15 protein-coding genes and 4 pseudogenes are annotated in these 22,663 nt (G+C 68.1%); 7 read left to right on the forward strand and 12 right to left on the reverse strand.

Going from position 1 to position 22,663, the window contains the following annotated elements; genetic code table 11:
- Positions 1-338: pseudogene (locus tag IE278_RS37430) on the forward strand (hypothetical protein); the annotation flags it as partial.
- A gap of 425 nt (positions 339-763) precedes the next feature.
- On the opposite strand, the gene IE278_RS37435 reads toward IE278_RS37430, so the two are convergent.
- The 8 genes from IE278_RS37435 to IE278_RS37470 form a co-directional block, all read right to left on the reverse strand.
- On the reverse strand, positions 764-1,057 hold the full coding sequence (locus IE278_RS37435; protein ID WP_189779473.1) for a transposase family protein: 294 nt from the start codon (positions 1,055-1,057) through the stop codon (positions 764-766).
- A 201-nt stretch (positions 1,058-1,258) separates the two neighbouring features.
- A complete protein-coding gene (locus IE278_RS37440; RefSeq protein WP_246571311.1) occupies positions 1,259-1,804 on the reverse strand; it encodes a hypothetical protein in 546 nt (181 codons plus the stop codon).
- Between the two features lie 466 nt (positions 1,805-2,270).
- Positions 2,271-2,570 (reverse strand): hypothetical protein, encoded by a 300-nt coding sequence (locus IE278_RS37445; protein WP_189779477.1) that lies wholly within the window; start codon positions 2,568-2,570, stop codon positions 2,271-2,273.
- Positions 2,558-2,848: a hypothetical protein gene (locus IE278_RS37450; protein ID WP_189779479.1), complete on the reverse strand. Its 291-nt coding sequence runs from the start codon at positions 2,846-2,848 to the stop codon at positions 2,558-2,560. Before IE278_RS37450 ends, IE278_RS37445 begins: the two co-directional genes overlap by 13 nt.
- A 97-nt stretch (positions 2,849-2,945) precedes the next feature.
- Positions 2,946-5,036: a glycoside hydrolase family 127 protein gene (locus IE278_RS37455; protein ID WP_246571315.1), complete on the reverse strand. Its 2,091-nt coding sequence runs from the start codon at positions 5,034-5,036 to the stop codon at positions 2,946-2,948.
- A gap of 117 nt (positions 5,037-5,153) precedes the next feature.
- The gene (locus tag IE278_RS37460) at positions 5,154-5,972 is read right to left on the reverse strand and encodes a carbohydrate ABC transporter permease (protein ID WP_189779480.1); all 819 of its coding nucleotides are present in this window, start codon (positions 5,970-5,972) and stop codon (positions 5,154-5,156) included.
- Positions 5,969-6,871 carry a carbohydrate ABC transporter permease gene (locus IE278_RS37465; RefSeq protein WP_189779481.1) on the reverse strand — a complete coding sequence of 301 codons (903 nt, stop codon included), beginning with the start codon at positions 6,869-6,871 and terminating at the stop codon, positions 5,969-5,971. Before IE278_RS37465 ends, IE278_RS37460 begins: the two co-directional genes overlap by 4 nt.
- Positions 6,872-7,006: 135 nt before the next feature.
- Positions 7,007-8,323 carry an ABC transporter substrate-binding protein gene (locus IE278_RS37470; protein ID WP_189779482.1) on the reverse strand — a complete coding sequence of 439 codons (1,317 nt, stop codon included), beginning with the start codon at positions 8,321-8,323 and terminating at the stop codon, positions 7,007-7,009.
- A gap of 237 nt (positions 8,324-8,560) precedes the next feature.
- Here IE278_RS37470 and IE278_RS37475 point away from each other — a divergent pair, with 237 nt between their 5' ends.
- The 3 genes from IE278_RS37475 to IE278_RS37485 all read left to right on the forward strand — a co-directional run bounded on the left by IE278_RS37475 (position 8,561) and on the right by IE278_RS37485 (position 14,533).
- A complete protein-coding gene (locus tag IE278_RS37475) occupies positions 8,561-9,589 on the forward strand; it encodes a LacI family DNA-binding transcriptional regulator (RefSeq protein WP_189779483.1) in 1,029 nt (342 codons plus the stop codon).
- A gap of 202 nt (positions 9,590-9,791) precedes the next feature.
- The gene (locus IE278_RS37480; RefSeq protein ID WP_246571331.1) at positions 9,792-13,043 is read left to right on the forward strand and encodes a discoidin domain-containing protein; all 3,252 of its coding nucleotides are present in this window, start codon (positions 9,792-9,794) and stop codon (positions 13,041-13,043) included.
- Positions 13,040-14,533: a family 43 glycosylhydrolase gene (locus IE278_RS37485; protein ID WP_189779485.1), complete on the forward strand. Its 1,494-nt coding sequence runs from the start codon at positions 13,040-13,042 to the stop codon at positions 14,531-14,533. The genes IE278_RS37480 and IE278_RS37485 overlap by 4 nt, the downstream gene beginning before the upstream one ends.
- A gap of 203 nt (positions 14,534-14,736) precedes the next feature.
- Here IE278_RS37485 and IE278_RS37490 read toward each other — a convergent pair whose 3' ends face one another.
- The 4 genes and pseudogenes from IE278_RS37490 to IE278_RS37505 all read right to left on the reverse strand — a co-directional run.
- Positions 14,737-16,215: an ISL3 family transposase gene (locus IE278_RS37490; protein WP_373312203.1), complete on the reverse strand. Its 1,479-nt coding sequence runs from the start codon at positions 16,213-16,215 to the stop codon at positions 14,737-14,739.
- A gap of 599 nt (positions 16,216-16,814) precedes the next feature.
- Complete coding sequence (locus tag IE278_RS43315) at positions 16,815-17,171, reverse strand: flavin reductase family protein (protein WP_373312204.1); 357 nt, start codon at positions 17,169-17,171, stop codon at positions 16,815-16,817.
- An 11-nt stretch (positions 17,172-17,182) separates the two neighbouring features.
- Positions 17,183-18,136 (reverse strand): annotated as a pseudogene (locus IE278_RS37500) (transposase); the annotation flags it as partial.
- A gap of 52 nt (positions 18,137-18,188) precedes the next feature.
- A pseudogene (locus tag IE278_RS37505) lies at positions 18,189-18,771 on the reverse strand (transposase); the annotation flags it as partial.
- Positions 18,772-19,647: 876 nt separating this feature from the next.
- On the opposite strand from IE278_RS37505, the gene IE278_RS37510 reads away from it, so the two are divergent.
- From IE278_RS37510 to IE278_RS37520, 3 genes and pseudogenes are all read left to right on the forward strand, one after another.
- Positions 19,648-20,652 (forward strand): sugar ABC transporter substrate-binding protein, encoded by a 1,005-nt coding sequence (locus tag IE278_RS37510; protein ID WP_189779487.1) that lies wholly within the window; start codon positions 19,648-19,650, stop codon positions 20,650-20,652.
- A 5-nt stretch (positions 20,653-20,657) separates the two neighbouring features.
- Positions 20,658-21,702 (forward strand): annotated as a pseudogene (locus IE278_RS37515) (ABC transporter permease).
- A 3-nt stretch (positions 21,703-21,705) separates the two neighbouring features.
- Positions 21,706-22,590, forward strand: coding sequence for an ATP-binding cassette domain-containing protein (locus tag IE278_RS37520; RefSeq protein WP_189779488.1), 885 nt, complete (start codon positions 21,706-21,708; stop codon positions 22,588-22,590).
- Positions 22,591-22,663 lie beyond the last annotated feature (73 nt).

A 22,663-nucleotide genomic window follows, 5' to 3' on the forward strand; every position in this document is an offset into this window, starting at 1 on the left:
TCCACCAGGACGGCAATTACTCCCGGTGCCCGGGTGGCGCGGCCCGCCACTACGACCAGTCCCTGTGGCTGACCAAAGGCTTCCAGGGCGGCGCCGGCGGCGACTGGGGCCAGCGGGTCGGCCAAGAGTACTTCACCGGCGCGCTGGGCCAGGAGAACATCCACATCTACCTGCATGAAGTGGGCCACACCTTCGGCCTCGACGACTTCTACGACTGGACCCCGACCGGCCAGTGCTGCTTCCTCATGAAGGCGGGCAGCGCCGCGCAGATCACGGAGTTCGACAAGTGGATGTTCCGCGACTTCTGGCGCCATGTGAAGAGCCGCTACGGCTACTGAGAGGGTGTCGGCCGACCCGAGGTCCACCCGCGAACCCGGTTCCCTCCCGTACCGCCCTCGGCACAGGGCCGTACGGGAGGAGCGTGGACCCCGGCCGGCCCGGTGAGATCATGTGAACGTGTACGAGTTCGCTTGCCCGGCTTGCTCCGGACCGCCAACTTTGCCGAGTGGTACGCCGTGCTGCTCGTGATCGCCCACAACCTCAAGCGTCCCGTCACCGTATGGACGGACAGCGAAGACGCGGTCAGACGGTTCCACGCGCTGGACGAGGCCGCCGTAGCAGGTGCTGATCCCGACGCCGACCCGATCGGAGCCGCGTTGACGCGCCTTGTCGGTGTCTGCCCTCGTCGACGGTGCGGCAGGCGTTCGCCCGGGCGGTGAGCCAGCTGCCGATCACCGCACCCGAGAGCGTCGCTGGCGACGCGCTACAGTAGTCGGCGCACGGTCGCCTCGCTGGGAGCCCGGTAGAGCCGGTTCGGATCGCGCGGCGCGGCCCTGCAGCGGAGAAGGAGCTGGTCAGGTGCTTCGGTGGCCCCCTCGGCGATGGCGGTGAGGGACTTCGCCCCGGCCAGGACCCCGCAGGCTGCCAGGGCCAGGACGTGCGACAGCCGGTGGCGCCGGCCCCTCAGGCGGCGCGCATCGGACAGGCAGCGCAGCCGGTCTAGCAGGCCGGGCAGTTCATCGGGGCGGGCCGGATCCAAACCGGCGAGTTGGCCCACCCCGGCGGGTATAAGCGATGGTGACGCGGCAGGCATGGTCTTCCGTTGTGGTAATCAGTGAACTCGACATTCCATGATCACCGAAAGCCGTGCCTGTGTGCGCACCTGCCGATCCACCACGAACCACCATCACTTCCGAGCTGAGGCCTCAGGCCAGTACCAGCTAAGCGGGCCAACCGAGAGAGCGACGGAGCCCTGAGCTCAGGACAGGAAGCTGCGGTAGGGGCCGTTCCGTATCCTGTCCTTCTGCTGCTGGTTGAAGTGGCAGTTCGGGTAGTCGTAGAACGAGGCGGACATCGGCGTGCCGTCGGTGTGAGTGGAATCGGGCAGACCGAAGGCGTGGCCCAACTCGTGCACCATGCCGCCGTACCAACGGTTCATCGGGCCATTGATCCCGGCGGCACCGTCGGCGTCGTGGCCGCTGAGGAGCACCCAGCCGCCACCTCCACCGCCGCCGGAGACGTTCGTCTTCTCTGCGCTGACCTCGCCGACGCACAGCCAGCGCGAGTCCGGATCTCCAAGACCGAACCTGGCCTTCAGCTCCTGCTGCATGTTGAAGACCACCCACCAGTACTCTTCGCTGCCGTTCGGCGTGTTCTCGTACCATGCCCGCCCATGGTTGCCCTGGACCACCTCCACCACCGGATTGTTCAGTTTGAACGTCACGCCGAGCTCCTGGCGGTAAAAACGCTGTGACTCCAGCATGACGCCGGTGATGCCGTTGGGGTACCGCGAGTCGTTCGCCACGTCCGAGGGCCTGAGCCAGAACACTCGCACCGTCCCGGTCGGCGGGGCAGCGGCCCTCCGCGCTGCCGATCCCGTCGCCGCCTGTGCGGTGCCAGCGAACGCCCCAGAACCAAGCCCTACGACCCCTCCGGCCGCCGCAGCCAGCGCCGCGCGTCGCGTGAACCTACATCCTTCTTCCATCGGACATTCTTCCTCATCGAGGTGTGGACATGACAGATCTGCGCTTGTCGAACAGTGTGCGATATGCCGACCGTCCCGGCGTAGGTGACATCAAGCCGTAGCCGTGGGCGTCTGGTGCGCTCTGCCTCCACGCTCGCGAACGTGCGGCCCGGGCCGCTGCCGGTCCGAACTCGTAGCTAGTGCCCGCCGACGGGTGCGAAGCGGGTGACTGCAGGGCAAGCAGTGAGACCTGTCTGCGCGATCGCTAACCTGAAGTGCTCTCCCGGCTGAAGCCGGAGGTTCCTGCTTACCTTGCGGCAGCGGGCTTGACGCGCTTCGTGCGCCTGCCCTCCCGGCAGCCGGGATGAGCAGCGACGATCTCGAGCAATTGCCGCAGCCGCTCGCTCACCGACTCGTGTCCCCAGCTCTCGAGCCGGATCCCCGCCTTCTCCAGTCGGTCCGCCTGACGCTCCAGTTCCTCAACGAGCGTGATGGGACGCAGGGCATGGGTGGTGGCGTAGGTGAAGACTTCCGAGCGGCTGGCCCAGGAACCGGCCAGGAACTTGTCGACCGCTTTGATGATGTCCGCCGGTGTCAGCGACGCCACACGCTTGACTGCAAGGTGGTGTAGCGGCGGCCGGGATCGGTGCCGGCGGACGTTGCCGGAGCGCGGGTGCTACGGACGAACAGGTCGATGCCTTCCTGGCCCTGCCATGCCGTTCCATACAACTCGGCGTACTCGGCCCGGCCGTCCCGCTCGGCCGGACGCAGAAACAGCCGCTCCACGTCCGGCCACGGCAGTTGATCCAGCGGCAGATAGTCGGGCTTGGTGACAATCGGTGGCGCACCCGTGCCCGAAGGAGGAACACACAGGCTCGTCGGCACCTCCCCCGACTGGTGATCGTGCCGGCGCTGGTGGTCTGGGTGAGGGGCAGGCCGGTGCTGGGGTCGTAGGCGGTGGTCGCGGCCGGGACCGCGGCCGTCACCCGGTGCTGTCGGGTGGAGCAGGGCGGTCCGGTCGCGCGGCGGGCAGCCACACCCGCATGGTCGAGGGGCCCCGGTTCGCCCAGGAGTGGTAGGGGACCAGGACGATCTCCGCCGGGTCGGCGGCCGGTGGGGCCGCGGGAGTGTCGAGCGGCCGGTACGGCCAGGGCTCGTCGTGTACCGCGTCGTACGCGGAGGCCTGACCGGGGGCTGGCCCGGAGACCTGGCCGGGGGCCTCTCCGGGGGTCTGTCCGGAGACCCGGCCGGGAGTTTGTCCGGTGACGTGTCCGGCGACCACGACGGTGTTCCCCGTCATGCCCCCGGCCGCGTTCCCGGCCGTGTGGGGCCCGTCCTGTGGTTCGGCGGACGGGTCGACCTCTATCGCGTCGACGTCGAGGCCGCCGGACAGGTCCACGGACTCGGCGCAGTACACGACCGGCCCGCGCTGGACGGCCACGGTGCCGCGTACCGCGTCCACGCGCGGGTCGGCCCGCACCCAGCGCGGCCGTACGGGCAGTTCGAGTCGTATCTCGTCGCCGGGCCGGAAGACCCGGCTGACCTTGGCCGTGCCCGGGGCGACGGCACGGCGGGTACCGTCCGGTTCGACCAGCCACGACGTGGCGCCCGCCGTCCATGCGGGGACGCGGAGCGACACGGTCCACGGGCGGTCCGCCGGCGACCGGTCGACACGCACGACCACGTTTCCGTCGGCCGGGTAGTCGGTACGGACCCGCAGGGCGACCGCGTGCGCGGCGCCGTGACCGAGGGTGAGGGAGGTGGCGATGCGCGCGTCGGCGTACTGGTGGAGCTGCACGCCGTGGTCGTCCGCCGTGGCCAGGTGCGCGGGCAGCTGTGCCAGTGTCCGTGCCACGTTGGTGGGGCAGCAGGACACCGGGAACCAGGGCGCGCGCAGGCCGGACTGGGCGCCCGGGCTCACCGCGTCGGGGGCGTACTCGGTGCCTCGGTGGCGCCGGTGCAGCGTGTTGACGTAGAAGAAGGCGCGGCCGTGGTCGGCCGGCGAGGTCGCGATGACGTTGAACAGGGTCCGTTCGGCGAGGTCGGCGAAGCGCGGCTCACCGGTGGCGAGCAGCAGCCGCCAGCTCAGCTGCACGGAGGCGGCGCCCGCGCAGGTCTCCGAGTAGGCGCGGTCCGGGGGCAGCACGAAGTCGTCGCCGAAGGACTCGTCCCGGTGGTGCGAGCCCATGCCGCCGGTCAGGTAGGTGCGCCGGGCGACCGCGGCCTCCCACTGGCGGACGACGGCCGCGAGCAGTTCCTGGTCACCGGTCTCCACGGCCACGTCGACGGCCCCGGCCGCGAGGTAGAGGGCGCGTACGGCGTGGCCGCGCAGCACCGTGGCGTCCCGTACGGGCAGGTCGTCCTGGTAGTAGGCACGGCCGAACTCGCTGTCGGCGAGGGTGCCGTGGCCGCGGCGGTCGACGAAGAGCGCGGCCTGGTGGAGGTAGCGCTCCTCTCCCGTCAGCCTGGCCAGTTCCACCAGGGCCGCCTCGATCTGGGGGTGGCCGCAGACGCGCTCGATGCCGCCTTGTCCGAAGGTCGCGCAGATGTGGTCGGCGGCCCGCCGGGCGACCTTCGTCAGCTCGCCCTCGCTCCCGCCCCGCGCCCTGGCCTGGGCGACCCCCGCCTGGATGAGGTGCCCGTAGCAGTAGAGCTCGTGGCCCCATTCGAGATCGCTGTAGCGGGGCTGCTGTCCGGGACGGCCGAAGGCGGTGTTCAGATAGCCGTCCGGCTCCTGGGCCGCGGCGACGGTCTCGGCGAGTGCGGCGAGGTCCGTGTCCGTCGCCGCGCCCGTGCCGGTGCCCGCACCCGTGCCGGTGGCGCCCTGCCAGGCCATGGCTTCGCAGAGCTTGTAGATCTCGGAGTCGGCGAACTCCCGTCCGCGCCGGTCCCGTTGCACACGGCCCTCGGCGGCGGCACGGAAGTTGCCGGTCCAGCCGGCGCGTTCCGTCCAGTCTCGGCAGTGGTCGAGGGTGGCGGTCCCGTTGATGTGCCGGCGGTGGGCCCAGAAACCTCCGGTGGTGGTGACCTCGTCGAGCCCGAGTGGTCGCAGCCGGCCGCGGGTCGGCGCCACCGGGAGGACGGTTGAAGGCACTGTGCGCGCCTCGGACTGCTTGTATCCCTTGTTCTCCTTCACTGCTTCATGCCTTCGGTTCGTCCCTTCGGTTGTCCTTCAAGGTCGGTCAGGGCTTCAGCCCTTGAGCGCGCCGGACATGAAGCCCCGCATGTAGTGCCGTTGCAGCAGCAGGAACAGGAGGAGGCAGGGCACGGCGAGGACCACCACTCCCGCCTCGGTGGCTCCGTAGTCGACCGCGCCCATGCTCTGTTGCCGCAGGTTCGCCACGGCCAGCGGCAGTGGCGCCTTCGTACTGTCCGAGATGAGGATCAGCGGGGCGACGAAGTCGTTCCAGGCGGCGAGGAACGCGAAGAGCCCGACGGTGATCAGCCCCGGCCGCACCGCCGGGAGCAGCACCCGGCGCAGCGCGCCCGCTGTGCCGCACCCGTCGACGAACGCCGACTCCTCCAGTTCGCGGGGCACCGCCTCGAAGGAGATCCGCATCATGAAGGTGGCGAATGGGAGTTGGAACATGGTCAGCACCAGGCTCAGCCCGATGAGCGAGTTCTGCAGATGGAGTCTGCCGAGGAGTACGTAGAGGGGGATGAGGAGGGTGGCGTACGGGACCATGAGGATGGCCAGGGTGAGCAGGAACAGCAGGTTCTTGCCGGGGAAGTCGAAGCGGGCGAAGGCGTATCCGCCCAGCAGTGACACTCCGAGGGTTAGGGTGACGGTCAGCGCGGAGACCACGGTGCTGTTGAGGAGGTAGCGCCAGAGGCCCGCGTCGTAGTTGAGCAGTGTGCGGTAGTTGCCGAACCCGTGGCCGGACTCCTGTGCGGTGCCCGGCTGTCCGCTGACGGAGGCCCAGGCGTTCCACAGCAGCGGAAAGAGGAAGATGACGGCCAGGCCGCCCGCGACGACGAAGTAGGGCGTCCGGCCCAGGCCGCGGGTCATGACTCGTCCGCGCGGCGCAGGCCACGGAACTGGACGGCGTTGAGCAGGAGCAGCACGGCCAGGACGATGGCCGACAGTGCGGCCGCGGTGCCGAGGTTCAGCCGTTGGAACGCTTCGCGGTAGAGCAACTGGACGACGGTGACGGTGCTGTTGTCCGGTCCGCCCTTGGTGAGGATGAAGAACTGGTCGAAGGCGAGCAGGGAGCCGGTGACGCAGAGCAGCAGGGTCAGGGCGATGGAGGGGCGTAACAGCGGGAGGGTGATGCTGCGGAAGATCTGGGCGCGGTTCGCGCCGTCCATGCGGGCCGCCTCGTACACCTCGTGCGGGATGCGCTGGAGGCCGACGAGGAGGATCAGCATGTAGAAGCCGGCGAACTTCCAGACGATGAGGAAGACCGTCGACAGCAGGGCGGCGGTGGGGGTGCCGAGGAAGGACACCGGGTCGTCGACGAGGCCGAGCTTTTCGAGGATGCGGCTGAGTGGGCCGGTGGTGGGGCTGTAGAGGCCCCAGAACAGCAGGGACGCGGAGGCCAGTCCGAGGGCGCCGGGCAGGAAGTACACCGTACGGAAGAAGCCGGCGGCGGGGCGGGACTCCTGTACCAGCAGTGCGAGGAGGAGAGCCAGGGTCAGGAGGATGACCGTGACGATGACGGTGTAGAGGAGGGTGAAGCGGACGGCCGGCCAGAACAGGGTGCTGTCGATGGCGTCGGTGTAGTTCTCGGGGGCGTTGATGCCTTGGTCACCGGTGAGGAGGGGCCAGTCGCTCAGGGACATCTGGGCGACGAGGAGTAGGGGCAGTAGGAAGAAGACTGCGACGAACACCGCCGTGGGGGTGGCGTAGGCGAGGCCTCGCACTGCGCGCGGGCTCAACCGGGGTCGGGCCGCCGCCTTCACCTGCATGTGGCTCCTTCGGCGTGTGATGTGGCTGCGGGTGCGTGGTGACTGGGCGCCCACGCGGCGGAGCCGCACAGGTCACAGCACCGCGCCGGTGAAGGACGCGGGGCTGCGCCCCTGCCCTTCAGCGGCTGGCAACGGTCAATCGGCCAGTGACGCGCTGACCGCGTCGTTGTCCTTGTCGACCTTCTGCGCGTCGCCGAAGACCGCGTCCCGCATCAGGGTCAGCCAGGGGCCATTGGGGTCGTTGAAGGTCTGGCCGAACTTCAGGGCGTACGGGGTGTGGCCGTCGGCGACGAGCTCGTTGATCGCCACCAGGCGCGAATCTGCCTTGGAGTACTTGTTGGACGCGAGGTCGGTGCGCGCGACCACGTCCTTGCGGGCGGCGACCACGTCGACCTGCGCCTTGTCGCCCAGGGACCAGGCGAGGAAGTTCCAGGCCTGGTCGGCCGACTTGCTGGTGGCGGAGATTCCGATGGCGTCGCCGCCGACGAAGGTGGACTTCCCGCCGTCGGGCCCGGGGATGGGCGCGACGCCGAGGTCGAGGTCCTTGGGCATCAGTCCCAGAGTGGTCGACGGCATGGGCATGACACCCACCTTGCCTTTGGGGAAGACGCCGGTCCAGGTTGTGCCGGTCTCCTCGCGGGCGCCGGGGGCCACGATGTCGTCCTTCACCCAGCCCCGGTAGGTGGCATAGACCTGCTTCGCGGTGCCGGAGGTGAGGGTCGCCTCCGTGCCCTCCTTGTTCAGCACCTCGTCCCCCGCGGCCCAGATCGACGGCCACATGCTGAAGACGCCGCAGCCGCCGCAGTTACCGCCGAAGAAGGTGCCGTCGACTCCCCCTCCCAGCGCGTCCACGGCCCGTGCCTGCTGATCCCATTCGGCCAAGGTGGTGGGCGGCTTGTCCGGATCGAGCTTCGCCTTCCGGTAGAGGTCCTTGTTGTAGAAGAGCACCGACAGGTCGAGGGTGTGCGGCACAACGTACTTCTTGTCCTCGTACGTGCCGGCCTTGATGTGCGACTGGGCGAGTTCCCCGGCGAAGGGCAGGGCGTCGATACGCTCGGTGAGGTCGGCGAAGAGTGCACTGGAGGTGTAGTTGGGGACGAACACCACGTCGGAGGCGAACAGGTCGGGCAAGTCCTTGGACCCCGCGGCCGCGCCGACCTTGGCCTGGTAGTCGTCGGTGGGTACGACGGTCAGCTTCACCTTGTTCTTGTGGCTCGCGTTGTACGCCTTGACAAGTGCCTCGCTCTGCGGCCGGGTCGCCGCGCGCGTCCACATCGTCAGCGTTGCCCCGTCGTCGGTGCCCTTGGCGTCCGCCGCGCCGCCTCCTCCCCCGCCGTCCGAGCCGTCGTCCCCGGAGCCGCATGCCGTGACCAGGCTCGCGGCGGTGAGTAACGCGACAGTACCGGTGACGAGCCGGCGTCGACGTCCGGGTGGTCCGGCCGTGCCTCCCATAACGATCCCCCTCATGTGGGTTCTGCGCCGGAAAGAAACCGAAAAGCTTTTCTGAAAGCTAGAACTCGGCTCACCACTCGTCAATCCCCTTGCGCAGAAGGGCGGTCCGGGGCCGGAAGAAATCGGCGGGACCACGCGGAAGACGCCTCGACCGAAAACGACTCGCGTACGGTTGCGCACGCAGGGTTCACGCACGCGCTGCTCACCCGGCGCGCGACGCGAGACAGGAGAACTCCCATGGCCCAGGCCACCGACCCCTCCCGTTCGGGACCCGCCACGCTCAGCGACGTCGCCCGGCTGGCGGGGGTCTCTCTCGCCACCGCGTCCAAAGCCCTCAACGGCCGCAGCCAGGTGCGTGCCGAGACTCGGCAGCGGGTGATAGCAGCGGCCGAGCGGCTGTCGTTCCGGCCCAACCAGCTGGCCCGCGGCCTGCTCGCCGGGCGCACGGGCACGGTCGGGCTGCTCACCAGCGACCTGGAGGGCAGATTCAGCATCCCGATCCTCATGGGCGCCGAGGACGCGTTCGGGGCGGGCGAGGTCGCGGTGTTCCTCTGCGACGCGCGCGGTGACGCGATCCGCGAGCAGCACCATGTCCGTGCGCTGCTCGGACGCCGGGTCGACGGTCTCATCGTGGTGGGCAGTCGGACCGACCCGCGGCCGTCCCTGGGCCGCGAGTTGCCGGTCCCCGTGGTCTACGCGTACGCGCCCTCGGAGGATCCGGCCGATCTGTCCATCGTCCCCGACAATGTGGAGGCCGGCCGGCTCGCCGTGGATCACCTGCTCGCCTGCGGCCGCACCCGGATCGCGCACATCACTGGCGACCCCGGCTATCTCGCGGCGCGGGAGCGCGCCGCGGGCGCCGAGGCCGCACTCTCCGACGCCGGCCTCGCTCTGGTCGGCGCACCACGGTTCGGGATGTGGTCGGAGGGCTGGGGGCGGGCGGCCGCCGCGATGCTGCTCGACAAGCACCCGGAGGTGGACGCGGTCCTGTGCGGCAGCGACCAGATCGCCCGCGGCGTCGTGGAGGTACTGCGCGAGCGGGACCACCGGGTCCCGGAGGACGTGGCGGTCATGGGCTTCGACAATTGGCAGGTGCTGACCTCGGCGTCCCGCCCGCCGCTGACCAGCGTCGACATGAACCTGGAACAGGTCGGGCGGGCGGCCGCGCAGGCCCTGTTCGGCGCGATCGCCGGGGCACGGCGCTCGGGCGTGCAGACGCTGTCCTGTCGGGTGGTGGTCAGGGGCTCCACGGCGGCCCTGTCCTGAACGCCGGCCGCGCCCAGCCCCCTTGACACTTCCAGAGCACGGTCCTACGTTGCGAAAACCTTTCAGGTCGTTTCCGTTTCACTCTCCAGCGCTTCCACATGCACAGATACACCTCCATGCATGTCATGAGCACAACGCAACTGGACAGGGAGATCCGATGAGAAGACCGCTCAGCACACACCGCACTCCCTACCGCTCCGTCATGAAGCGCCTTCTTGTCGCCCTGGTGCTCATCGCCTGTTCCGTGGTCACCGCCGCACCGGCGCAGGCCGCGCAGACCATCGGGTTCCCCGCCTTCAGCGGCCCCGCGATCCCGGCACCGCCCGTCGCCCACACGACCGGCGACATGATGCGCAGCATCTACGACGCGGAGAGTTCGGGCACCGACTTCTGGATGGACCGGCTGCTGGCCCGCTCGGGCAACGACCCGGCGGGGCCGTGGCTGATGACCAGGGGCCGGGCCTTCTTCATGAAGACCCACGACCCCGCGGTGCTCGGCTTCGGCGGTCACGCGGCCTACTGGGAGAGCATCAACGACAACAACGCCTACACCGTCGCGATCTCCCCGGGCACCTTCACCGAACAGGTCGCGCAGCGCCGGCAGACGCCCAGCCACTGGAAGAGTGTGCACACCAACGGCTCGGTCACGGTCGACCAGACCAAGTTCATCACCGACAATAACGTCGCGGTGACCAACCTGTCGATCAAGAACAACGGCAGCGCCGCCACCACCCTGCAACTGCGGGCGACCTCCCCGTACGCGACCTCCGGCAGCGGCAGCGAGCTGACCGGGCAGGTCAACGCGTACAACAACCTCACCACCGTGCGCCCACGGCTCACCGGCGACGGGTTCGCCGTGGCGAGCGGCGGGCTCAACCGGTCCCTGACCATCGCGGCCGGCGCCACGGTCACCGCCAAGGTGGTGATGGGCTTCGTCACCGACGAGATCCCCGCCTCCCTCACGGAGTACAACGCCTACGCGGGCTACTCCAACGCCACCGCGTTCGCCACCCATGTGAGGGCCTACAACCTGTGGTGGGCGCAGAACGTGCCCTACATCGACGTACCCGAAGGCGCGATCAAGAAGAACATCTACTACCGCTGGTGGCTGATGCGCTTCAACAGCCTGGACGCCGACATCCCCGGGCAGACCTTCCAGTTCCCGACCTCGACCGAGGGCGTGCTCGGCTACAACAACGCGATCGCGCTCACCCAGCCCATGCACATCGACGACCTCAAGTACCTGCGGGACCCGTCCTACGCCTACGGCGACTGGCTCAGTGTCGGCCAGACCTCCAAGGGGGCCCGCTTCCTCGACAATCCGGGCGATCCCGAGAACTGGTCCAACAGCTACACCCAGTACATCGCCGAGGCGGCCTGGAAGAGCTACCAGATCCACGGCGGCCAGCCCGGCATCGCCGCCAACCTGGCCCGCTACGCCGAGGGAGACGTCAAGGGCCAGCTCGCCCACTACGACCATGACAACAACAAGCTCATCGAGTACGACTGGGGCGCGCTGACCGGCAACGACGCCGACGCGGTCTCCTTCCACTGGAAGCCCGGCAACATGGACCGCGCCGAGTCCGCCTACCAGTACAGCGGCGCGCTCGCCGCCGCGCAGGCCTACGAGGCGACCGGCAACACGGCCAAGGCCACCGAGATGCGCACGCTCGCGACACAGATCAAGGACGCGATCGTCAATGTGCTCTGGAACCCGAACCGGCAGCTGTTCGAGCACCGGCTGAAGTCGACCAACGAATGGGTGCCCTGGAAGGAGATCAACAACTACTACCCGTTCTCCGTCGGCGCGGTCCCCGACACGGCCACGTACAAGCAGGCCCTGCGCCTGTACGACGACCCCGCCCAGTACCCCGTGTTCCCCTTCTACACCGCCAACCAGGTCGACAAGAAGGCGGCGGCCGACGCCGGGAACCCCGGCTCCAACAACTTCTCCACCATCAACTCCACCGTGCAGTTCCGGCTCTACTCGTCCGTGCTGCGCAAGTACCCCAACTCCTGGATGAACGCGACCGACTACAAGAAGCTCCTGTACTGGAACACCTGGGCGCAGTACGTCGGCGGCAACACCCAGTGGCCGGACGCCAACGAGTTCTGGGCCGACTGGAACGGCACCGGCATCGACTACCGCTCCTGGATCCACCACAACATCCTGGGCAGCAGCAACTGGACCGTGATCGAGGACGTCGCCGGACTGCGACCCCGCAGCGACGCGAAGGTCGAGCTCTCGCCGATCAACATCGGCTGGAGCCACTTCACCGTCAACAACCTCCGCTACCGGGGCGCCGACCTGACCATCGTCTGGGACGACCCCGCCGACGGAGTGGTCCGCTATCCCGGTGTCCCGGAGGGCTACTCGATCTTCGTCAACGGCAGCCGGGCCGCGACCGTCAACTCACTGGTGCCCTTCACCTGGGACCCGGCCACCGGTGACGTCACCACGAGCGGCACGGTCACCCACCACACGTCCGTCGCCGGGCTGAAGGCCCCGAACCAGGTCGTGCAGAACAGTCCCCGCATGGTCGACATGCTCGCCAAGGCAGGCGTCGACCTCACCGCCGACCTGCCCAACCTGGCCTCCGGCGCAACCGTGTCCGCCTCCCACACCGGGTCCGGCACCGCCGTCTCCGGCGCGGTCGACGGCTACCCCACCAACGAACCCTTCTGGGGCGCGGGCGGCTCCCCCAACAGCCAGGACTGGTACGAGCTGAACCTCGGCGCCACTCGCACGCTCGACGAGGTGCGTCTGCACTTCAAGGACAGCCGGCCCGCGAGCACCACCTACCGGGCCCCGTCCGCGTACACCGTGCAGTACTACAACGGCGGTTCGTGGGTGAACGTGCCCGACCAGGCGAAGAGTCCGGCCGCGCCGCGTGCCAACTACAACCTGGTGCGGTTCCCGGCGATCAGTGCCCAGCGCGTGCGGGTCCTGGCCACCAACGCCCCGGGGGCGAAGACGGGTCTCACCGAGGTCAAGGTGTTCAACCGGGGCGGTGTCCAGCCGCCGGCCAACCTCGCCGGGGCGGCGACGGCGTCCGCGTCGTCCACCTCGTCCTGGGAGAGTGCCGCCGCGGTCAACGACGGGATCGATCCGCCGTCGTCCGACGACACGGTGAACCCGCGCTGGGGATGCTGGCCCGAGACAGGTCAGCAGTGGGTCGACCTGACCTGGTCCTCGGCGAGGAACCTGGCCAAGGCGGAGGTCTACTTCTTCGACGACGACCAGGGCATCGACATGCCCGCCTCGTGGAAGCTCCAGTACTGGAACGGCAGCGCCTATGCCGATGTGCCCGGCGCCGGGACCTATCCGGTGGCCAGGAACCAGTACAACTCCGTCACCTTCACCCCGACGAGCACCACACGGCTGCGGGTGCTGCTGACGGGCAACGGCACGAACTCCGTCGGCCTCCTGGAAGCGAAGGTGTACGGCCCGTGACCCATTCCAGATATCTCTCCGCACTCCTCGCCGTACTCACCCTGGCGGTCGCCCTCCTCATGGCGCCGCCCGCCTCCGCCGCTGTCGCGTTCACCTCGACAGCAGTGAACCAGAACGGCGGCAACTGCCTCGATCTGCCTGGTGGTTCGTCGGCCGACGGCACTCAACTGCGCGCCTTCACCTGCGGCTCCGGCGCCGGCCAGAGCTTCGGCCACACCCTGGTCGCGGGGACGACCGACACGTACACGATCACCACGCAGTCCGGTCAGTGCGTCGACGTCTCCGGCGCGTCGACGGCGGACAACGCGGCGGTCATCCAGTGGCCCTGCCACAACGCGACGAACCAGCGGTGGCGCCTCGTCCCGGTGACGGTGGCGGGCACCGACCGGACCTTCAACCTGGTGTCCGTCGGCTCCGGCAAGTGCGTCGCCCCGAGCGGTGGTTCGTCCGCCTCGAACACCACCCTGGTGCAGTTGCCGTGCTCCGCGGCGAACGGCAGGGTGTGGCGGCTGCCCGGCTTCAGCGGTGGCGGTACGAGCCCTGGCACCTTCACCAACCCGCTCGCCCAGCGCGGGCCGGACCCCTGGCTCACGTACTACGACGGCTCCTACTACCTCGCCACGACCACCTGGAACTCGACGGTCACCATGCGCAAATCCGCCACCCTGGGCGGCCTCGCCGCGGCCGCCGAGCAGGTGGTCTTCAACCTGAACCGGCCGAACGGGGCCGGCACGATGTGGGCCCCCGAGTTCCATCTGCTCGACGGTCCCAACGGCAAGCGGTGGTACTTCTACTACACCGCCGGGCGGGAGCCGTACGACCTCGGCACCCAACGGATCCATGTGCTGGAGAGCGCCGGTCTGGACCCGACGGGGCCCTACAGCTTCAAGGCCGACCTGCTCGACCCGACCCAGGACAACACCTGGGAACTGGACCCGGGGATCCTCCAATTGGACGGCAAGCTCTATCTGTTGGGCACCTTCTACAACGGCTCGCAGCCGATGTTCATCAGGCCGCTATCGAACCCCTGGACCGCGAGCGGCACCCGCCGTGTCCTGTCCACCCCCACATACAGCTGGGAGACAGTGGGCGGCGCGGTCAACGAGGGCGCCGAGGTCCTCCAGCGCGGCGGAAAGACCTTCATCGTGTACTCCGCCAGCCACTGCTCCACACCCGACTACAAGCTGGGAATGCTCACCTACAACGGCGGCGACCCGCTCAGCTCCTCGTCCTGGGTCAAGTCACCGAACCCCGTCTTCCAGCGGTCCAACGCCAACGGTGTGTACGGGCCCGGGCACAACGGCTTCTTCAAGTCGCCCGACGGAACGGAGGACTGGATCGTCTACCACGCCAACAACTCGGCCTCCGGAGGCTGCGACATGAACCGGAGCACCAGAGCGCAGAAGTTCACCTGGAACGCCGACGGCACACCGAACTTCGGCACCCCGGTGGCCCTCGGCGCGGCCCTGCCCGCGCCGTCAGGCGAGTAGCCGCGCCCGACGGACCTCTTACGGCCTTCTCGATGAGGGGAGGAAACTCAGGAGGCGAGTACGGCACGTCCCTCGGCAATGATGGAAGCCACTTCCTCGACCTCCTCCGCGCCGAGGGACGTCAGCGGCGGGCCGGACCTGCCTAGTAGGGGTGTGTCAATTTAGCGGCCCTGTCTCACATTCGGTGAAGACGGAGCGTGCTGTTATCCGAGGAGGATGCGGTGCCGGAGCAGGGTGAAGCCTGCTCGTCCGTGCATCTGGCGCGCGATCCGCTTGGTCTTGGTGTTGACGCCCTCGGTCGGGCCGTTGCTGTGCGGAAGCGTGAGAGCGGCGATCACGGCGTCGATGTCCCGGTCCAGGCCCCGGGTGAAGGCGTGTAGGTGGGGCAGGTCGGCTGTTCGGACTTGGGCGATCAAGTGCGTGAGCGCATCGGCGTTGTCGGTGTGTGGCGTAAGGAGTGGGGCGAAGTCCCCGACACCTGCGACCAGTTGGGTCATCTCGGGGCAGGCGGCGGTGAGCTTGGCCAGGAGCTCGTGCTGCTCGGGCTTGAGGTTGTCGGGTCTGGTCAGCAGCATCCGGGCGAGCCGGCGTGGCGAGATATGGCTGCGGTCGGCGTCCGCGCGGCCTTGGTTGATGTACTTGTGCAGAAGGTTCAGGCAGCCCGTGAAGCCGAGGGTCTTGATCTCTTCGAAGAGGTGCTGGACGGGGACGCCGGGGTCTTCACTTCGGCGTTTGCGTAGGTGCTCGCGGTAGGGATCGACCAGGCTGGCACGGTACTTGGGGACGCGGAGCATGCGTTCGGGCCGGTCGGCTCGGGCATAGCGTTTGACGGTGTTCAGGGCCAGTTGCAGGCGGCGGGCGCATTCGAGCAGGCCCACGCCCTGGTCGAGCAGGCCATGAATCTGATGCCAGCGTTCGAGGGTGGTCTGAGCACGGGGCCCGTCGTAGATCGGCGCGTCCAGTACGGTGGCCCAGCAGGCACTGTGTGCCTTCACCTCGCTCAGGGCGGCTTCGCACAGGTTCTTCCATAAATGCCAGCGATCACCGACTTGCACCGCGTCAGGCAGAGCACGGCGGATGGCCTCGGCATAGGTCGCCGAGCCGTCGCGGCACACGACCTCGACGCCCGGGTGCCTGCGCAGCCAGGCTTCCAGCGTGTCGGCCGTGCGGTCGGGCAGCACGTCGATCCGCTCATGGGTCTCGGTGTCGATCACCACGGTGGCATAGCGGTGCCGCCGGCGCAGGGCAAAATCGTCGACGCCGAACACGCGGGGCACCCGCCCGGTGGGCAACGGGATGCGCAGCAGGGTGCGCAGGGCCGTGTGACGGGACAGGCCCACCGCGAGTATCGCCAGCAAACGTGATCCCGCCCGGCCCGCTAACTCTTTGACCACGGCCTTGACCTGCCTGGTCAGACGAGCGGTGCGTCGCTGGTATCGCTCCAGCACCCCGGGCACCTGTTCGCGGAAGGTGTGGCGGCAGCCTCGCGTGGGACACACCAGACGCCGCACCCGCACACGAACCACCACCCGTCGCCCGTCGACCGGAACGTCGGCCACCGTCCGCCAGTGATAGCCGTGCACCCGTCCCGACGAGGCCCCGCACACCGGGCAGACCGCGGTGTCCAGCGGCGTCCGGGCCCGCACCACGATCCGCTCACCCTCGTCGACCACATCCTCCATGACCAGTGGGGACAGACCCGAAAACACCGTCTGTACAAGCTTGTTGACACCTATCACATGAAGGTCAACGACCCTCACGACTCTCCGTCACCACCGAATGTGAGACAGGGCCAATTTAACGGCCCTGTCTCACATCCGGTGGTAACTGATTGTCATAACGTCAGGAGGGCCCACGGCCTAGCCGATTTCGCAGCTCACAGGCAATTCTCCAAGGGCAGTGGGGCACGGCGCGACGGTCATCGAGGACCTTCGGGCAGTTTCGATTGCTTCCTGACCTGCAGCTATTACCCGGTGCTCCCAAGTTCACTTTGCGTTACCACCGAATGTGAGAGAGGGCCACTCGTTTGACAGTCCCGCCGGTCCCAGTTATCTGTAGGTGGGGCGATGTCCTGACCTGCGGTGCCTACGGTTGTTCGGGACGGTCGACGGCTGGCGTCCCCCTCAACCGTTTGCAGTTGCTCTGTAGTTTGCGGCGCAGGAACCCGTGACTGCTTCGATTTGAGAAGGTCGGGCTGAGAGGACGAGCGGGGCGCGGATCCGGGGCGCGGCACATGGCGGTCCCGTGGACGTGGATCACCGTGCGGTGGGGTTACTGACCTTTATAGGAACTGGTCCACCGGGGAAGAGCCAGCCTTGGCGTGCGACGGTACGATCCCTACGGTTTCGGCGCCATCGGGTGATGCCTCGCCGGGCTTCGTCTCCTCCTTCGGCTCCGTGAGCGAGGTATAACGGCGGTCGTGGTACAACAGCGGTCTGCGCTGGTCTCGGCCGCAGTGTCCGCCCCTGACAGGCGCGGCCAGGGCGATGTGGTGGTCGCCCGCCGGGATGTGGTCGACCACCGGGCATTCGAGCCAGGCCACGGCGCCAGCGACCGAGGTCAGACCGTCGTCGTAGCCGATTGCCGGGTGATCGAACCGATCGACCCACCGCGACCACAGGTAAGGCCCGGGGGGCATGCGGCGGCTACTTCGGGAGTGCGGGGTTCGTAGTAGGTGCCGTCGCGGAGCATGGCGAACAGGATGCTGATGCGTTGGCGGGCGAGGCGGAGAAGAGCCTGGGTGTGGGTCTTGCCACGGGCTCGCTGGCGGTCGTAGTAGGGGCGGGAGACGGGATCGGCGTTCATGCAGGCGCAGGCGGAGAGGAACATGGCGCGTTTGCGCTGCCGGTTTCCGCCCCGTGGGGCGTCTTCGCCGTGGATGGGGGTGTCCGACAACTTCGTGGCTGGGGCGAGGCCGGTGTAGGAGGCGAGGTGGGTGGCGGTGGGGAAGCCGGTGCCGTCGCCAACGGTGACCAGCAGGACGGCGGCGGTCCTGACGCCCACGCCGGGCAGCGACGTCAGGACCCGCGGAAAGAGGGTGCGCCTTGAGCAGGCTGCTGATCTGAGCTTCCAGTGCCCGGCGCTGGTCGTGGACCGCAGCGAGTAAGGCGGCCAGGGACTGGATCACGATGCCGAGGGTGCCGGTTCCCGGGCACGACGCTCTGTTCGTCGAGGGCGTCGAAGACGTCGTCGATCAGCCGCGCTGCCATGCGCGGGGCTTTGGGCCGGATGAGTTCGGCGAGTCTGCGGCGGCCGGCTATTCGCAGAGCGGCCGGGGAGCCGTAGCGCTCCAGGGGCCAGGTAAGGGCCTGGTGGCCGAGGCGGGGTTCCAGGACGCGCTCCGAGCTGGAGTGGAACTGGGCGAGCAGGCCGCGTATCCGGTTGGAGCTGCGGGTGGCCTCGGCGCCGAAGCCCTGGCCGGAGCGGACGAGCACGGTCAGCTCAGCGGTGACCTCGTCGGTGAGTTCGAGCGAGCACAGAGTGTGCGGCATAGTGCGTGCCGCGTCCGCGATCACCGCAGCGTACTTCGCGACGCTCCCCGTCGGTCTTGGCCTCCCCCGGGTAGAGATCGCCGATCCGTCGCATCGCCAGTCCGGGCAGGTAGACACCTCAGGCGCTCAATGTGTCAAGCAGCTGCTGCGAGAGCGGTCGGAAAGGCTGCGTGCCAGTCTCCGTGGTCGTCGCGGCGGCGCCGGTAGTGGGTTCTTGCGCCGGGCGAGGCTGTGATGGCGGCAAAGGCCCAGAGACAGGCGGCGTGGTTGAGTCGGTCGTTCTTCACCCACCGCCTGGTGATGCTCGGCTTCTTGCCGGAGGCTCGGGTGATGGGCGAGGCACCGGCGTATGCCTTCAGACCGCGGGCGTCCGCGAAGCAGGACCGGTCGTCTCCGATCTCGGCGAGCACCCGGGCGCCGCTTCTTCGACCGCCTCGGCGAGGTCGACGGCAGCGGTGCAAGCAGCCTCCAGCTGGACCAGGAGCACGAGCATTTGCTTGACAGCGCGTCCTCGACCAGCGCTGGGTGGTGAGCATGGTCGGCGCGGAAGACGCCACGGAGCCGCCCGGCCTCGGCCGCGATACCCCGCTCGCGACCGGCCCGTTTGAGCGCGACCTCCAGTTGCGTGCGGGTCAGCCGCGCGGACCGGGTCGGCGTCGGGGTCACCTTCAGAAGCTCCCGGGCTTCCGGCCGACACAGACCGTTGCGCCAGGGTTCGAAGACTGCCAGAGCGGACGGGTAGTACTCGCACCGCTCTGCAGGAAGGCATGGTCTGCCAGGCTGAAACAAGATGTCAACGTCCCGGTACTCGAACAGATCCGAAGAGCCGGAGCTTCACGGACCGGTTAATACAAGGGGATTAGGCGACCTTGCAGTCGGCGTCGCGGGCAAGCGTAAGCGGGAGGGCGCCAATGGAAGCGGGCTAGTCCACGATCACCAACACACTGCCTTGCCTGGCCCAGGACGTAAGATGGCTGCACCACCGACAGGGTGGCCGCAGTCCCTCGCCCACGGCGCCAGCCGCAGCATCCAGGAGTCACCCTCCCTGGCGCCACTGCATGGGCCGCACAGACACCGTTCACGAGACCAAGATCGCTCACACATACCCGCATGCAGACGACATTCCGCGATACGGCTGCTCAACTGGTCGAGGTTCGCGTGCAACCGGGCAACGAACGACGGGCACCTCCCGGGAGGCGACGCGCACCCGAACCGTCGGGCCCTCTTTCCCTCTGCACTCCCGGGACGCTCGGCCAGTTCCCTGTCCCGCCGACGAGCGCCCACATGGCCAGTACCGCTCGCGTCGCGACCAGATCCGCGCCCCAATTTCATTCCGAACTCTTTGTTGGTACGTCCTGACAAAGCTGTTGACAACCCCGTAGAGCGGCTCCATAGTCTCTCCAACTAGAGCGCGCTACTAAAGCGCTCCAGTTAGCAATCAGGCGGTCGGCACCCATGACTGCCGCAGAAGACGCGCCACCGCGCCCCGTACGGCACATACAAAACCTCTGGCGCACCGCGTCGCCCGCTCGGTGACCGATACACCGACCACCGGTTACCGACGTCACACGCGCTCCGCCGCCACAAACTCCGCCCCGACCAGCACAGCGAGGTGCAAGGGACATGTACAGACACCATCGAGTCGCCATTCTCAGCGCTACGGTCCTCGCCGGAAGCCTGCTCGCCTCCGGTTGTTCCAGCGACTCTGGCGGCAAGAAGGCAGAGGAGGACACGGGCAACGTATCGGCCGGCAAGGCCGACACCCCCCGTATGAAGGTCGCCATGATCACCCACGCGGCCCCCGGCGACACCTTCTGGGACCTCATCCGCAAGGGTGCCGAGGCCGCTGCGGCCAAGGACAACGTCGAGCTGGTGTACTCCAGCAACCCGGACTCGGCCAAGCAGGCCAACCTCATCCAGAACGCGATCGACCAGAAGGTCGACGGCATCGCGGTCACCCTCGCCAAGCCCGACGCCATGAAAGCCGCGGTCGCCAAGGCAGAGAAGGCTGGCATCCCGGTCGTCGGCTTCAACGGCGGCATCGACGCCTGGAAGGAGCAGGGCCTGCTGGAGTACTTCGGCCAGGACGAGACCGTCGCGGGTGCGGCCTTCGGGGAGAGGCTCAACGAACTCGGTGCCAAGAACAACATCTGCGTCATCCAGGAGCAGGGGCATGTCGCCCTGGAAGCCCGGTGTGCCGGTGTGAAGAAGGCGTTCAAGGGCAAGACCACGAACCTGTACGTGAACGGCACGAACATGCCGGCCGTGAAGTCGACGATCACCGCCAAGCTCAAGCAGGACAGCTCGGTCGACTATGTGGTCACTCTCGGTGCCCCGTTCGCGCTGACCGCCGTGCAGTCCGTGGACGACGCGGGCAGCAAGGCGAAGGTGGCGACCTTCGACCTGAACAAGGACTTGGTCGGCGCCATCCAGGACGGTGACGTCGAGTTCGCCGTCGACCAGCAGCCGTATCTGCAGGGCTACCTCTCGGTAGATGCCTTGTGGCTGTACAAGACCAACGGCAACTTCAGTGGCGGTGGCCAGGAGCCGGTGCTGACCGGCCCGGCGTTCGTCGACAAGTCCAACGTCGAAACCATCGCGAAGTTCGCCGCGAAGGGCACTCGGTGATCCCCATGTCCCAGGCAACGGCACCGGCGACGAGTCCCTCGTCGCCGGACCTCGGAACGGTCCCTGGCCCGCCGGCTGGCGGCCCGTCCCGAGATCGGCGCGCTCATCGCGGCGATCGGCGTGTACGTCTTCTTCTTCGCGGTGGCCTCCCCGTTCCGTGAGGCCGGCTCGCTGGCCAACGTGCTCTACGAGTCCTCCGTCATGGGCATCATGGCCCTCCCGGTGGCACTCCTGATGATCGGCGGAGAGTTCGACCTGTCCGCCGGCGTCGCGGTCACCACCTCGGCGCTCACCGCCAGCATGTGGAGCTTCCAGCTCTCCATGAACATATGGGTCGGCATCGTCGTCGCGCTGCTGGTGTCGCTGGCGATCGGCGCGTTCAACGGCTATCTGCTGGTCAGGACAGGGCTGCCGTCGTTCCTGATCACGCTGGGTACGTTCCTGATCCTGCAGGGCGGCAACCTCGCCATCACGAAGATCTTCACCGGGAACGTCGCGACCGACTCGATCAGTGACATGGACGGCTTCGAACAGGCCAAGGAGGTCTTCGCCTCCGAGATCAGCATCGGCGGCGTCGATGTGAAGATCACGGTGTTCTACTGGCTGGTCTTCGCCGCGGCCGCGACCTGGCTGCTGCTGCGCACCAAGTTCGGGAACTGGATCTTCGCGACCGGCGGCAGCAAGGAATCGGCGCGTGCGGTGGGTGTGCCGGTCACCTTCACCAAGATCGCCCTGTTCATGGGGGTCGGCGCCGGTGCCTGGTTCGTCGGGATGCACATCCTGTTCTCCTTCAACACCGTCCAGTCCGGCGAGGGCGTCGGCAACGAGTTCCTCTACATCATCGCCGCGGTCATCGGCGGCTGCCTGCTCACCGGCGGCTACGGCTCCGCGATCGGCCCGGTCATCGGCGCCTTCATCTTCGGCATGGTCTCCCAGGGCATCGTCTACGCCAACTGGAACCCCGACTGGTTCAAGGCCTTCCTCGGCGTCATGCTCCTGCTCGCCGCCCTCGTCAATCTGTGGGTCCGCCGCCAGGCAACCCGGAGGTAACCCATGACCGACAACACCACCTCCCCCAACGGCGCGGCGGTCAATGACAAGCCCGCGGACGCCGCCGAGCCGGTCGTCGAACTGCGCGGGGCGGGCAAGGCCTACGGCAATGTCCGCGCCCTGCACACCGTGGACCTGGCGGTGTATCCCAGCCAGGTGACCTGTGTGCTCGGCGACAACGGCGCCGGCAAGTCCACCCTGATCAAAATCATCTCCGGCCTGCACCAGCACACCGAGGGCGAGTTCCTCATCGACGGCCGGGCGGTGCAGCTGAGCACCCCGCGCGAGGCCCTCGACAAGGGCATCGCCACCGTCTACCAGGACCTGGCCACCGTGCCGCTGATGCCGGTGTGGCGGAACTTCTTCCTCGGCTCCGAGATGACCAAGGGCCCCTGGCCCGTACGCCGCCTGGACATCGCCGCGATGAAGCAGACCGCGGACACCGAACTGCGCGCCATGGGCATCGTCCTGGACGACCTCGACCAGCCCATCGGCACCCTCTCCGGCGGCCAGCGGCAGTCCGTGGCCATCGCCCGCGCCGTCTACTTCGGTGCCCGCGTCCTCATCCTGGACGAGCCCACCGCCGCCCTGGGCGTCAAGCAGTCCGGCGTGGTACTCAAGTACATCGCCGCCGCCCGCGACCGCGGTCTGGGTGTCATCTTCATCACCCACAACCCGCACCACGCCTACATGGTCGGCGACCACTTCAGCGTGCTGCGCCTGGGCACCATGGAACTCTCCGCCGCCCGCGCCGACGTCACCCTCGAAGAGCTGACCAACCACATGGCCGGAGGCGCCGAACTCGCCGCCCTCAAACACGAGCTCGCCCAAGTCCGCGGCGTCGACGTCGACAAACTTCCCGAGGAGAAGGACCTCGCGGCCCTGTAGCGGCATATCCCGAGGGCGTCCTCACAACGCGAACGCATGAATGTCGACCGGCGTGCAGTTGGTGCTACCCCAG

Origin of the sequence: Streptomyces tauricus (assembly GCF_014650955.1) — a bacterium.
Taxonomy (GTDB): Bacteria; Actinomycetota; Actinomycetes; order Streptomycetales; family Streptomycetaceae; genus Streptomyces; species Streptomyces tauricus.